Source organism: Rhizobium skierniewicense Ch11, assembly GCF_023757665.1.
In the GTDB taxonomy this organism is placed as follows: domain Bacteria; phylum Pseudomonadota; class Alphaproteobacteria; order Rhizobiales; family Rhizobiaceae; genus Agrobacterium; species Agrobacterium skierniewicense.
Genome location: NZ_RXPG01000021.1, coordinates 371,199 through 384,207 on the forward strand (window position 1 = coordinate 371,199; position 13,009 = coordinate 384,207).

The following is a 13,009-nucleotide window of genomic DNA, read 5'->3' on the forward strand; positions in this document are numbered from 1 at the left end:
ATATGTAAGGGGAAAACGTCACTTTCTTACATTGCAAGGGGCTGAACGCCGATCAACCATTCGTGCAGCTTCCAGATGAAGGCGGCCCATAACACGATGCCCAGCACCACCGCCAGAATATCGTAACGCGCAGAAACGAAGGGACGGGTCACGACTTCGCCAGCCCGCGCGCGCCGCTTGAGCGAAATGCGCATGATCACGCCCCACGCAAGAACCGCAACGAAGAGAATGACGGAGGATGTCTCTCCATTGGCCAGAAGGTGCGACAGCGCCCAAATCTTAACCGCAAGCACCAGCGGATGCTTGGTCTTGGCAACGATGTGGCCAGCCGGCAAAAGGCTGGCGGCAAGACAGATCATAGAAAAAAGCATCAAGGTGATGGCGATATGGCTCGTCCAGACGGGTGGAGAATAGAGAATACCCGTGACCTGCCGTGCCTGCCCGAACGCATAGGCGACCAGCGCCAGCGCAGCGATGCTGACGAGGGAATAGAGAGCTTTAAAAGGCCCTTCACCCAGACGCGAAACCATGCGTGCGCGAAAATCAGGTGCAACGACACTCAGAGAATGCGTGACCAAAAGCAACAGAATGGAAAAAACAAGCAGCAGCATGGAAAGCCCCTTAAAGCATGGCGCAGGATCGAGATGAAGTGCGGTCTGCACATGCTTAGAACAAACGGGGCCAAATCCCAACGGCGATTTGCGCTGATGTGGCCCGCCGCTGTGGCCCTGATGTTGAAACCGCCGAAATTACGAACCAAATCAAAGCTTCGCCTTATTACCATCTCAAAAGGCCATGCTTCTTTTCAAAAAATGGTTCTTCATGGTTCGTACTCTTACACTCCTCCTGTCGTTGTCTGCGGCCATTCCGGCGCTTGCACAAACGACAGAACGACCAAAACAGTTGGTGATTGTCTCCTTCGATGGCGCGGGTGACAATTCGCTGTGGGAGCGAAGCCGCGCGACGGCCAAGGAGGTGGGTGCACATTTCACCTATTTTCTTGCCTGCACCTTGGTGATGGACCGCAAGACCAGCGCCAAAAGCTATCGGGGACCCGGCCAGCAAACCGGTCGATCCAATGTCGGCTTCGGACAATCCATCGAGGAGGTGGGGACACGCTTACGCAACATCTGGGCTGCAAAGCAGGAAGGCCACGAGATTGCCAACCATACCTGTGGTCACTTCGATGGTGGAAACTGGACAGCGGAACAATGGGACGCCGAGTTCACGGCTTTTACCAGCACGATGGAAAACGCCTGGCAGATGATTGGCAAGAAAGACGAGGAGCCCACGGGTTGGCGCGATCTCGTCCACGGCATCAAGGGCTTTCGGGCACCCTATCTGTCGCAAAGCGATGCCCTGACGATAGCGCAGAAAAAACATGGTTTTGTCTATGACGCGACCAGCATCACCAAAGGACCAGCATGGCCAATCCAGAAAGATGGCATCGAACATTTCGGTCTTCCGCTCATTCCAGAAGGTCCCAATGACAGACCCATCATCGCCATGGACTACAATCTGTTCGTGCGCCACTCCATGGCTATCGAAAACCGGGCTAAATCAGCCGAGTTCGAAGAACGCGCCTACCGCGCTTTCCGCGCTGCCTTCGATAAGCAGTATGACGGGGAACGGGTGCCTCTACAACTCGGCGTTCACTTCGTGAAAATGAATGGCGGCGCCTATTGGAACGCTTTTGAACGGCTGCTGAGGGAGGTCTGCAAGAAAGACGATGTGGCGTGCATCAGTTACGCGCAGGCCATGCCGATGATCGAGGCGCGGCGTGCGCAGAAGTCTGAGGGATAGGTCCCAATCTCAATCTCGAATAAAAAAAGGGTGGCGCTGGGCCACCCTTTTTTGCTTCACGTCGGCTTGTTCGCCGCCAGCTCGCCATCCTCAGCCTCACGCTTGAGGTAGTGCTGGTCGATCTCTGGCAATGGCTTGTCATCGATGGCCGCTTCGAAGGCTTTCAGACGCTTGTAGATGGATAGGAGCTCAACAATCGTCGTCCAGGAATTGATCAGATACTGGAACGAGCCACGCACTTGATCGAAGACATTTCCAATCTGCGTGAACACACCCAGCGTAATCTTCCCGGCAGCGATAGACGGGATGAGAACAATGAGGCTGTAGAGATTATCGGCCTGAAGATAAAAAATACGCGCCACGTTAAAGTACATGTAGTGGAAATACAGGCGGAAATAATTCTTTCGAACGTTTGAAAAGAGTTCTGCAACGGTCGCAGGACGAGCGCGATCTTCGTGATCCTCGCCATAAACCAGTTCTTTCCGGTAGGCGGCTTCGACGCGCTGATTGCGGAACTCAAGCCCTGGAAGCTTGATGCCGACGAGCGCCAGAAAACCCGTACCGAACAGCGACCAGACAATGGCAGCCCAAACCAAGGCGTGAGGTATCTCGCCAATGATAGGCAGTTCGGTGATCGTTTCCGAAAAGGTGAATAGGACCGGCAGAAATGCAATGAGGGTCATGATAGCCCTCACCAGACCGACGCCCAGACCCTCAACCGTACTGGAAAAGCGCATCGTGTCTTCCTGAACACGCTGGGACGCACCTTCAATGTGCCGCAGACGATCCCAGTTCGCCATGTAGAACTCGTTCATCGCGGTGCGCCAACGGAAGATATAGTGGCTGACGAAAAACAGATTGAGGACACCGATGGTGATGGCGAAAAACAGAATGCCGCTAACACCGACAAGCCCCATATAGAGCTGTTCAGCGGTTACCGGAGCCGTCTTCGCTAATGCCTGCTGGACAAGGTCGTAATAAGGGCCGTACCACGCGTTCATGGCGACGCTGACCTGAACGGAAAAATAGGTCGTGAAAATGATCAACGCAGAGCCCAGAATGGACCAGTTCTGCCACCGGTGCGGGCTGTAGACGAACCAGAAAGCCGAGAAAAATCCGACCGCAACTGCGTAGTAGAGATAGAACCAGAGAAACGGCGTGGACCAGAAAACGGAAACGCCAGTTGGGGGCTGCTGCCCCTCAGGCAAAGCAGGTAGGCCGATGGAATTGCCCCAATCTCTAGCGCCCGCATACCAAAGACCGATCATGAGGAGAGACCAGATCACAGCGGACGTGAAGAAGAGTTTGGGTTTTGGGAAGAAGGAATGAAACACGGTACAAACTCTCGCGAGTTGGGAGGTCAGCCATTATTGGCGAAGCAGTTTGGCGGGAAACTAGGCCAGAATTTTGTGCACAGCAATGCGGCAAGCGCTAACTTACGAAGATGTAAGGCAGATCATCGATTTTGCCGCCATACATGACCAAGCCTTTACTTAACGCCAGCCTGCAAACGCCGAAAATTACTCGGAAAGCGTGAGGATCAACGGGCCGTTTTTGGTCGCGACGACGGTATGCTCGAACTGCACGGTCGGCGCGCTCGGATCGCTGAACAGCGTCCATGGATCGTCGTCGCCGTCTTCCGCCCAATAGGCACCCATGGACAGGAACGGCTCCACTGTAAACACCATGCCTTCGGTCATGATGCGGGTTTCATCCTTGTCGGGCCACGTGGCCAGTTCGGTCGGCTCTTCGTGGAGAGAACGGCCAATACCGTGGCTGGCGAGGTTGGTAATCAGCGTATAGCGATTTTTTTTGGCGAATGCTCCAATCGCGTTGCCGATATCTGCCAGCGGACGACCAGATTTGATCTGCTGCAAGCCCGTCCACATGGCACGCTTGCCGTCGCGGCACAGTCGCTCGATGTCTCGTCTGACGGGGGGCACGGCAAAGGAGGAGCCGGTATCGCCGAAAAATCCGTCTTTCACCGCTGATACGTCGATATTGACGAGATCGCCCGCCTTGATGATGCGAGCGCCGGGAATGCCATGCGCCACCTCTTCATTGACGCTGATGCAGGTGGCACCGGGAAACTGGTAACAGAACTCCGGTGCGGATTGAGCGCCATTGTCTTCCAGAACCTTGCGGCCGATCATATCCATTTCCAGCGTCGTCATGCCCGGCTCCATCGCATCGGCCATGCTCTGCATCGCCAATCCGCAAATGCGGCCGATATCTTTCAGCTTCGCAAGTTCTTCTTCGGTGGAAATAACCATGATCGTTCCGTCGTGTTTTTCAGGCCGTGGCTTTCGCGCTATCGGCTCTGCCAGTCAATTCTTTTCTGACGATCGGGGCGACTTTGGTGCCGTAGAGCTCGATACCGCGCATGATCTGCTGATGTGGCATCAGGCCAATCGCCATCTGCAACAGGAACCGATCGTTTTTGAAAACGCCGTGCGCCTTGATGATTTTTTCCGCCACCAGTTCAGGCTCACCCAGAAACAGATTGCCCTCTGGCCCACGCGCCACATCATACTGTCCTCGATTGGTCGGCCCCCAGCCGCGCTCGCGACCGATGCGGTTCATAACCTCGGCCTGCGGACCGTAGAACTGGTCAGCAGCCTTGTCGGTCGTATCGGCGATGAAGCCATGCACGTTGATGCTGGTTTTCTGTTTCGCGGCATCCTGTCCTGCGCGCCGCGCGGCTTCGCGGTAAAGATCGAACAGCGGCGCATAACGCCTGTATTCGCCACCGATGATCGCCAGAGCAACGGGCAAGCCCATCGCCCCTGCCCGCGCAACCGATTGTGGTGTGCCGCCAACGGCGATCCAGACCGGCAGGTGCTCCTGCAAAGGCCGCGGATAAACGCCACGTCCGTGGATGGGCGGGTGCTTGGTGCCAGACCATGTGACGATTTCTTTTTCCCGAAGCGCCAGAAGCAGATCCAGTTTTTCGCTGAACAGTTCGTCGTAGTCCTCAAGATTATAGCCGAACAAAGGATAGGACTCGATGAAGGAGCCACGACCTGCCATGATTTCGGCGCGACCATTGGACAGAAGATCGACGGTCGCAAATTGCTGAAAGACGCGGATCGGATCATCGGAACTCAGCACGGAAACGGCGCTGGTCAGCCTGATGTTTTTGGTTTTAACAGCAGCAGCGGCCAAGACCGTGGACGGTGAGGAAATCGCGTAATCCGGGCGGTGATGTTCGCCAAGACCGAAGACATCCAGCCCCACCTGATCGGCGAGCTCGATTTCCTCCAGAAGGTCTTTCAACCGGCGCGCACCTTCCGCACCTTTGCCGTCAACGGCGTTCGGATCGACATCCGCAAATGTGTAAAGCCCCAGCTCCATGCGATATTCCTCAATGATGTTTGTTGAGAGATAGGGTCAGAAAAACCCAGAGGCAAATCTAAAATCTGGAACGGACCGTTCGATAAAACCGCTATGCGCAACCTCGAAAGAGAATCAGAAATCAACCGTTTGGCGACAACGGTTGATTTCAATGCGTAGCGACCTGATGGATTTTACGAGCGCTGCAACAGGGCTTCCATTTGATCGGCGGCAGCGTTCCAACCTTCGTTGAAACCCATATCTTCATGCGTTTTCTTGTCTTCCGCTGTCCAGTGCAGTGCGCGCGCCGTGTATTTGGTCGTGCCGCTACCGGCATCCTGGAATGTGATGTGGCCCGTCATGAAGGGACGGTCTCCAGGCACCCAACCCTCGCGAAACGCATCGGTAAAGATCAGCCGCTGGTTGGTGACGACATCCAGAAAAACACCGAAATTATCATACACCTCTCCCGTCGGCGCATGCATGGTGGTGTTGAAGGCGCCGCCTGGGCGCAGGTCTATCACGGCCTGCGACGTGCGGTACGGCACCGGTGCCCACCATTGAACGAGCAAGTCCGGGTCCGTCCATGCCTGAAAAACCCGCTCTGCCGGTGCTTTGATAATGCGGCTCAATGACAATTCATGCTGTGATGTATTTGACATCCGCTGTCCCTATCCCTTGAAACGCGGACACCATAGCGCATTTTAGCAATAACTATAATTGAGATGATCAACCCTGGCTGAGCGTGCGCCGAACGGCATTGCGCCACCCCTTGATCTTACGTTCGCGGGTTTCGTCCTCCATCTGCGGCTCGAAGCGCCTGTCCCGTGACCAGGCGTCCGAAAACGCCTTTATGTCAGGCCATACGCCCGCTTTGCTGCCCGCGAGCCATGCGGCGCCAAGTGCCGTTGTTTCCAGAATAACCGGTCGGTCCACAGGCGCATCGATCAGGTCGGACAAACGCTGCATCGTCCAGTCTGACGCAACCATGCCGCCATCCACACGCAAGACCGTGTCGCCATTGGCGTTCTTCCAGTCCTTGTGCATGGCATCCAGGAGATCGCCAGTCTGATAGCAGACGGCTTCGAGGGCGGCGCGCGCAAATTCGGCAGGACCGGTTCCGCGCGTCAACCCAAACATCGCGCCACGAGCGTCGGCATCCCACCAGGGTGCACCAAGACCAACAAAGGCCGGAACCAGATACACATCTTGCGAGGGATCGGCCTGATCGGCAAGTACACCGGTTTCCGATGCCGAGCCGATAACCTTCAACCCGTCGCGCAGCCATTGCACGGCAGCGCCGGCCACGAAGATCGAGCCTTCCAGCGCATAGGTCGTTTTGCCATCCAGACGATAAGCAATGGTCGTCAACAGTCGGTTCTTGGATCGAACCATATCCTTACCCGTGTTGAGAAGAGCAAAGCAGCCGGTGCCATAGGTGGATTTCAGCATGCCGGGTTCGAAACACGCCTGACCGATAACGGCGGCATGCTGGTCGCCCGCAACGCCGAGGATGGGGATGGGCGCACCGAAGAGCTCTTCATCCGCCACGCCGAATTCGGCAGCACAATCCAGGACCTCTGGCAAAACGGAGGGTGGCACATCGAGAATGTCGAGAAGTTGCTTGTCCCACACATTCTTCTCGATGTTGAACATCAGCGTGCGTGACGCGTTGGTGGCATCCGTCACGAAGGATTTTCCGCCGGTTAGCCGCCAGATGAGGAAGGTGTCGACAGTGCCGAAGCAAAGCTCACCCTTTTCCGCCCGTTTGCGCGCGCCCTTGACCTTGGACAGCAACCACGACAGCTTGGTGCCGGAGAAATATGGATCCAGCAGCAGGCCGGTTTTCTTGACGAAAACCTTCTCGTGCCCTTCTTTTTTCAGCTTTTCGCACAGCTTTGCTGTCCGCCGATCCTGCCAGACGATGGCGTTGTGCAATGGTTTTCCGGTGTCTCGCTCCCACAGCAGCGTGGTTTCGCGCTGATTGGTGATACCGATAGCGGCAATGTCGGAGGCTTTCAGATTGGCTTTTTCGAGCGCCTGTTTGATCGACCAGACAACGCTTTCCCAGATTTCTTCCGGGTCATGTTCCACCCAGCCTGAATCAGGGAATATCTGCCGAAACTCCTTTTGCCCCGTTCCAGCCACCTGCATGGCGCCATCGAAAACGATGGCGCGTGTGGATGTCGTACCTTGGTCGATGGCGAGGATATAACCGCCCATGCATGCCTCCCGGAAATCAATGTGGCGCAACACAATATGCGCAGCCCCCAATGTCAAGCCACGGTCTGTGCATCCTCATGTGAAATCCGATTGCCAGCTCCCCCGCTTTAAGCATAACCTGATGTAAATCGTTGCAACGTTGGATAAAAAGGGGAACGCATGCATCGGACCGTAATTGTAACAGGCTCAACCAGTGGCATTGGTCTGGCCATAGCGCGCGCCTTCGCCAATGATGGCTGCAACATCATGCTGAACGGCTTTGGCCTGGAGCATGAGATTGAAGACACCCGCCTTCTCATGGAGGCCGAGAGCGGTACCCGTGTCCTCTACCACCCGGCCGACATGACCAAGCCGGATGAAATTGCCGATCTGATAAAGACGGCAAATGAGAAGCTCGGCTCCGTGGACATCCTCATCAACAACGCCGGCGTCCAGCACGTCGCGCCGTTAGAGGAGTTTCCGACGGAGAAATGGAACCAGATCATCGCCATCAATCTGACCAGTTCCTTCCACACCATGCACGCGGTCATTCCGCTGATGAAGGCGGCCGGAAAAGGCCGCATCATCAATATTGCCTCAGCCCATGGTCTTGTCGCGTCACCTTATAAATCTGCCTATGTGGCGGCAAAACATGGTATCATCGGCCTGACGAAATCCGCAGCGCTGGAACTTGCGGAGACAGGCATCACCGTCAACGCCATCTGCCCAGGCTATGTCCTGACATCCCTCTTGGAAAAGCAGATACCCGACACGGCCAAGGCACGCGGCATCAGCGAAGACGAGGTCAAGAACGATGTTCTGTTGCGACTGCAAGCGACCAAGGAGTTCGTCAAAGCGGCGGATATCGCCGCAACCGCGATTTTCCTGGCCAGCGATGCAGCCAAGCAGATAACCGGTACGCACATATCCATCGATGGCGGCTGGACCGCCCAATAAATAGAACGCATACGAAGGCATGGCATGAAAGACGCAATCAGCTTCATCCTCAATAACGAGACCGTTTCCATCCGGGATTTTGGCCCGACGGAGACGCTGCTCGATTATCTGAGGCTGCAAAAAAGACTGACTGGCACAAAGGAAGGCTGCGCCGAAGGCGACTGCGGCGCATGCACAGTGCTGGTCGGACGGCTGATGGACGGATCGTTGCGCTATGAAACCGTCAATGCCTGCATTCGCTTCATGGGTTCCCTGCACGGCACCCACATCGTGACCATCGAGCATCTGGCTGGCAGGGATGGCGTTCTGCACCCCGTACAACAAGCAATGGTGGATTACCACGGCTCACAATGCGGCTTTTGCACGCCCGGCTTCGTCATGTCGCTTTATGGCCTCTGGCTGACCAGCGACAAGCCATCGCGCGCAGACATCGAGAAAGCCTTGCAGGGCAATCTCTGTCGCTGCACCGGCTATGAGCCGATCATTCGCGCCGCCGAAAGCGTGACGGCAGCCAGGCCCAGCACGCTGTTCGATCCGATAGAGCGGGACCGGTCCAGCATCATGTCCCGCCTCTGGGCCATCCCGATGAACGAGACGATAACGGTCAGCAAGGGGGACTGTCGCGCGATCATTCCCTCAAACCTCACAGAATTTGCGAGCGCCTATTCTGCCGAACCCAAAGCAACCATCGTGGCGGGTTCGACCGATGTCGGCCTGTGGGTGACGAAGCAGATGCGGTCCCTGACTCCTGTCATCTTCATCAATCACTTGAGCGAGCTGCAATCCATCCAGATCGAGAATGGCGGAATTTCGATAGGCTCTGGCGTCACTTACGCCCATGCCTTCACCGTTCTGGCAAAGCATATTCCGCCCTTCGCCCGCCTGATCGACCGTATCGGCGGCCAGCAGGTGCGCAACATGGGAACGATCGGCGGCAACATCGCCAACGGCTCTCCTATCGGCGACACACCGCCTGCCCTGATTGCGCTGGACGCGACACTCACCCTGCGATCCTCGTCTGGTAGCAGGACGATACCGCTCGAAAAATACTTCATCGACTATGGCAAGCAGGACCGTTTCGCCGGCGAATTCGTGGAGAAAATTTTCGTGCCCATCCCGGCGCCGGATGCACATTATGCGATCTACAAAATTTCCAAGCGCCGCGACGAGGATATCTCGGCACTGTGTGCGGCCTATCATCTGAAGCTTGACCCCGCAGGCGCAGTTGAAGAGATCCGTGTCGCCTTTGGCGGCATGGCGGCAACGCCGAAGCGGGCGGCAAAGCTGGAGGACGTGCTGCGGGGCAAGCCTTGGAACATGGAAACCATAGAGGCGGCGCGTGAAGCGATCGATGAGGATTTCAAACCGCTGACGGACTGGCGCGCGACGGCAGAGTATCGAACACTGACGGCGAAGAACCTGCTGACGCGGTTTTTCCTAGAAACATCCGGCGAGCGCCAGGAATTGCAGCGCTTCGAGCTGGCGGAGGCCTGAGCCATGGACACCAACACGTTCGAACGCACCAAAACCGTCATTGATGGCAAGATGCATGGATCGCTCCGACATGATTCAGCGCACAAGCATGTCACGGGAAGTGCCGAATATATCGATGATATTCCCGAACCAGCGGGCATGATCCATGGCGCCATCGGCATGGCAGACCGCGCCCATGCCGAAATCGTCTCCATGGATCTCTCCGAGGTGGCAGCTACGCCCGGCGTCCTTTGGGTGATGACGGGCAAGGATGTGCCCGGCGAGAACGATGTCTCGTCCGGCGGACGTCACGATGAGCCGTTGCTGACTGAAAAACTAGTGCAATTTCACGGCCAGCCGATCTTTGCCGTCTTTGCCGAAACCCGCGACATCGCCCGCAAGGCAGCGCGCAAGGCGAAAATCACCTACAATGATTTATCGCACTGGAGCGACATAGACGGCGCCATGGAAAACGGTGAGCCGCTGGTGACACCCGGCATGGTTTTGCAGCGTGGCGAAGCCGAACTGGAGATGGACGTCGCACCGCGTCGACTGACCGGAACGATGCGTATCGGTGGACAGGAGCATTTCTATCTGGAAGGCCACATCGCGATGGCCGTACCCGGTGAAGACGATGAAGTAACGGTGTGGAGTTCCACCCAGCATCCCAGCGAAATCCAGCACATTGTCAGTCATATTCTGCAGGTGCCATCCAACGCCGTCACCGTGCAGGTGCGGCGCATGGGAGGCGGATTCGGCGGCAAGGAGACGCAGGGCAACCAGTTTGCAGCACTCTGCGCCATCGCCGCCAAGAGACTGAACCGCGCCGTCAAAATGCGTCCCGACCGCGATGAGGACATGACCGCCACCGGCAAGCGGCACGACTTCCGAGTCGATTACGAACTGGGTTTCGATGAAGAAGGCCGCATTCACGCGGTGGACGCGACCTATGCCGCCCGCTGCGGCTTCTCTTCAGACCTGTCAGGGCCGGTCACGGACCGCGCGCTTTTCCATGCGGATTCCAGCTATTTCTATCCGCACGTAAAACTACAATCCAAGCCTTTGAAAACGCATACGGTTTCCAACACCGCCTTCCGCGGCTTCGGCGGCCCCCAGGGCATGCTGGGTGCAGAACGCTTCATCGAGGAAATCGCCTATGCGGTGGGCAAAGACCCGCTGGAAATCCGCAAGCTCAACTTCTACGGCCAGCAGGCGTCTGGGCGAACGACCACCCCTTATCATCAGGAAGTCGAAGACAACATCGTCGCCCGTGTCGTGGAAGAACTGGAAACCTCCAGCGACTATCAGGCACGGCGACAGGCGATCATCGATTTCAACGAGACCAGCCCGATCATCCGCAAAGGCATTGCGCTGACACCCGTAAAGTTCGGCATCTCCTTCACCATGACAGCCTTCAATCAGGCGGGTGCGCTGGTCCACGTCTACAATGATGGCTCGATCCACCTGAACCATGGCGGCACCGAGATGGGCCAAGGCCTCTACACCAAGGTCGCTCAGGTCGTCGCAGATGCTTTTCAGGTGGATATCGACAGGGTCAAGATCACTGCGACCACAACGGGCAAGGTGCCGAATACATCCGCGACGGCTGCGTCCTCCGGCACAGATCTGAATGGTATGGCCGCTTATGACGCAGCGCGCCAAATCAAGGAACGGCTGATCAAATTTGCGATGGAAAAATGGAATGTGGGCGAAGGCGACGTCATATTTCTCCCAAACCGCATTCGGGTTGGGACGGAAGAACTCGCTTTTAACGACTTCATCAAGCAGGCATATTTTGCCCGCGTTCAATTATCGGCAGCAGGCTTTTACAAGACACCCAAAATCCATTGGGACCGAGCCGCAGGCAAAGGCACGCCCTTCTATTACTTCGCCTATGGTGCAGCGGTCTCGGAAGTCTCCATCGATACGCTGACCGGCGAATATATGATGGAGCGCACCGACATTCTTCACGATGTCGGCAAGTCGCTGAACCCGGCCATCGATATCGGCCAGATCGAAGGTGCCTTCGTGCAAGGCATGGGCTGGCTGACGACAGAGGAATTGTGGTGGGACGCCAAGGGTCGTCTTCGGACCCATGCTCCCTCTACCTACAAGATTCCGCTCGCCTCCGACCGCCCGAAAATCTTCAACGTCAAACTGGCGGAATGGGCCGAAAACGCCGAACCCACTATCGGCCGCTCCAAAGCCGTCGGCGAGCCGCCCTTCATGCTGGCCATCTCCGTTCTCGAAGCGCTGTCGATGGCGGTGGCGAGCGTTGCAGACTATAAGGTCTGCCCACGGCTGGACGCGCCAGCAACGCCGGAGCGGGTGTTGATGGCGGTGGAGCGGTTGAAGAGGGTGTGAGGGCGATCGCATGACCATTGCCTTCCTGACAGACTTCATAGAGCAAGCAGGCGATGCCATCCTCGTCGAAATCACCTCCGTGAAAGGCTCGTCTCCGCGTGAGGCGGGCACCTTCATGCTGGTCTCCCAACACGGCATCTGGGAAACCATTGGCGGTGGGCAGTTCGAATATATGGCGATCGATCATGCCCGCGCGATGCTGCAGGGAAAGACCCGGCAGCAGACACTGGATATTCCGCTTGGCCCCGAAATCGGCCAGTGCTGCGGCGGGCGCACATTGCTGACATTCACCGCGGTGACACCTGCGATATCGGGCGAACTGAAGGACCGGTTGGCGCGGGAGCATCAGTCACAGCCCGCCGTCTTCATCTTTGGCGCAGGCCATGTGGGCAAGGCCCTGGCGCAGGTGCTGGTTCTGCTTCCGCTGTCCATCACCGTCATCGAGACGCGGCGCGAAGAGCTTGACGGGTTGCCGTCATCGATCTCGGCACATCTGACACCCATGCCGGAGGCCAGGGTCAAGGACATTCCGCGCGGTGGTGCGGTCCTCATCGTCACCCATGACCACGCGCTGGATTTTCTGATCGCGAAAGAAGCCCTCGCCCGCTCCGATCTTTCCTATGTCGGCATGATCGGCTCCAAGACCAAGCGTGCCACCTTCGCGCATTGGCTGGAACGCGAAGGTGGACAAGCTTCGATGCCTGGGCGACTGGTCCTGCCCATCGGTGGGCAAGCGGTCAGGGACAAACGCCCCGCCGTCATAGCGGCCTTGGCATCTGCCGAAGTGCTTCACGCAATTCATCGCTTTGCCGCACCCGCCCCGGCCCTATCTGATCGCGACCGTCCAGCAGGCCAAGATCACGCTTGAGATGATCTT

11 protein-coding genes are annotated in these 13,009 nt (G+C 57.0%); 5 read left to right on the forward strand and 6 right to left on the reverse strand.

The genetic code is table 11. The features are described 5' to 3' along the window. Window positions 1-26: 26 nt before the first annotated feature. A complete protein-coding gene (locus EKM04_RS15975) occupies window positions 27-611 on the reverse strand; it encodes an NnrU family protein (protein ID WP_174153698.1) in 585 nt (194 codons plus the stop codon). 211 nt (window positions 612-822) lie between these two features. Here EKM04_RS15975 and EKM04_RS15980 point away from each other — a divergent pair, with 211 nt between their 5' ends. Beyond that, window positions 823-1,803, forward strand: coding sequence for a polysaccharide deacetylase family protein (locus EKM04_RS15980; protein ID WP_183895159.1), 981 nt, complete (start codon window positions 823-825; stop codon window positions 1,801-1,803). A gap of 56 nt (window positions 1,804-1,859) precedes the next feature. Here EKM04_RS15980 and bacA read toward each other — a convergent pair whose 3' ends face one another. The 5 genes from bacA to glpK form a co-directional block, all read right to left on the reverse strand. Further along, window positions 1,860-3,137: a bacteroid development protein BacA gene (gene bacA / locus EKM04_RS15985; protein ID WP_183895157.1), complete on the reverse strand. Its 1,278-nt coding sequence runs from the start codon at window positions 3,135-3,137 to the stop codon at window positions 1,860-1,862. Between the two features lie 186 nt (window positions 3,138-3,323). Then, on the reverse strand, window positions 3,324-4,076 hold the full coding sequence (gene map / locus EKM04_RS15990) for a type I methionyl aminopeptidase (RefSeq protein WP_183895155.1): 753 nt from the start codon (window positions 4,074-4,076) through the stop codon (window positions 3,324-3,326). Between the two features lie 19 nt (window positions 4,077-4,095). Continuing rightward, window positions 4,096-5,157 (reverse strand): LLM class flavin-dependent oxidoreductase, encoded by a 1,062-nt coding sequence (locus EKM04_RS15995; RefSeq protein WP_183895153.1) that lies wholly within the window; start codon window positions 5,155-5,157, stop codon window positions 4,096-4,098. Window positions 5,158-5,330: 173 nt separating this feature from the next. Next, a complete protein-coding gene (locus tag EKM04_RS16000) occupies window positions 5,331-5,798 on the reverse strand; it encodes an SRPBCC family protein (protein ID WP_183895151.1) in 468 nt (155 codons plus the stop codon). 67 nt (window positions 5,799-5,865) lie between these two features. Further along, complete coding sequence (gene glpK, locus EKM04_RS16005; RefSeq protein ID WP_183895149.1) at window positions 5,866-7,359, reverse strand: glycerol kinase GlpK; 1,494 nt, start codon at window positions 7,357-7,359, stop codon at window positions 5,866-5,868. Between the two features lie 159 nt (window positions 7,360-7,518). Here glpK and EKM04_RS16010 point away from each other — a divergent pair, with 159 nt between their 5' ends. The 4 genes from EKM04_RS16010 to xdhC are packed head-to-tail and all read left to right on the forward strand — an operon-like array spanning window position 7,519 to window position 13,000. Further along, a complete protein-coding gene (locus tag EKM04_RS16010; protein WP_183895147.1) occupies window positions 7,519-8,295 on the forward strand; it encodes a 3-hydroxybutyrate dehydrogenase in 777 nt (258 codons plus the stop codon). 24 nt (window positions 8,296-8,319) lie between these two features. Beyond that, a complete protein-coding gene (gene xdhA / locus EKM04_RS16015) occupies window positions 8,320-9,789 on the forward strand; it encodes a xanthine dehydrogenase small subunit (protein ID WP_183895145.1) in 1,470 nt (489 codons plus the stop codon). 3 nt (window positions 9,790-9,792) lie between these two features. Next, window positions 9,793-12,132 (forward strand): xanthine dehydrogenase molybdopterin binding subunit, encoded by a 2,340-nt coding sequence (xdhB, locus tag EKM04_RS16020; protein WP_183895143.1) that lies wholly within the window; start codon window positions 9,793-9,795, stop codon window positions 12,130-12,132. A gap of 10 nt (window positions 12,133-12,142) precedes the next feature. Next, on the forward strand, window positions 12,143-13,000 hold the full coding sequence (gene xdhC / locus EKM04_RS16025) for a xanthine dehydrogenase accessory protein XdhC (RefSeq protein WP_183895141.1): 858 nt from the start codon (window positions 12,143-12,145) through the stop codon (window positions 12,998-13,000). Window positions 13,001-13,009: the final 9 nt, after the last annotated feature.

Excerpts from the sequence above, each read along its gene's own strand:
- xdhA (WP_183895145.1), top strand. The coding sequence starts at position 8,320 with ATGAAAGACGCAATCAGCTTCATCCTCAATAACGAGACCGTTTCCATC.
- map (WP_183895155.1), bottom strand. The coding sequence starts at position 4,076 with ATGGTTATTTCCACCGAAGAAGAACTTGCGAAGCTGAAAGATATCGGC.
- EKM04_RS15975 (WP_174153698.1), bottom strand. The coding sequence starts at position 611 with ATGCTGCTGCTTGTTTTTTCCATTCTGTTGCTTTTGGTCACGCATTCT.
- xdhC (WP_183895141.1), top strand. The coding sequence starts at position 12,143 with ATGACCATTGCCTTCCTGACAGACTTCATAGAGCAAGCAGGCGATGCC.
- xdhB (WP_183895143.1), top strand. The coding sequence starts at position 9,793 with ATGGACACCAACACGTTCGAACGCACCAAAACCGTCATTGATGGCAAG.
- EKM04_RS16000 (WP_183895151.1), bottom strand. The coding sequence starts at position 5,798 with ATGTCAAATACATCACAGCATGAATTGTCATTGAGCCGCATTATCAAA.
- EKM04_RS16010 (WP_183895147.1), top strand. The coding sequence starts at position 7,519 with ATGCATCGGACCGTAATTGTAACAGGCTCAACCAGTGGCATTGGTCTG.
- EKM04_RS15980 (WP_183895159.1), top strand. The coding sequence starts at position 823 with ATGGTTCGTACTCTTACACTCCTCCTGTCGTTGTCTGCGGCCATTCCG.
- EKM04_RS15995 (WP_183895153.1), bottom strand. The coding sequence starts at position 5,157 with ATGGAGCTGGGGCTTTACACATTTGCGGATGTCGATCCGAACGCCGTT.
- glpK (WP_183895149.1), bottom strand. The coding sequence starts at position 7,359 with ATGGGCGGTTATATCCTCGCCATCGACCAAGGTACGACATCCACACGC.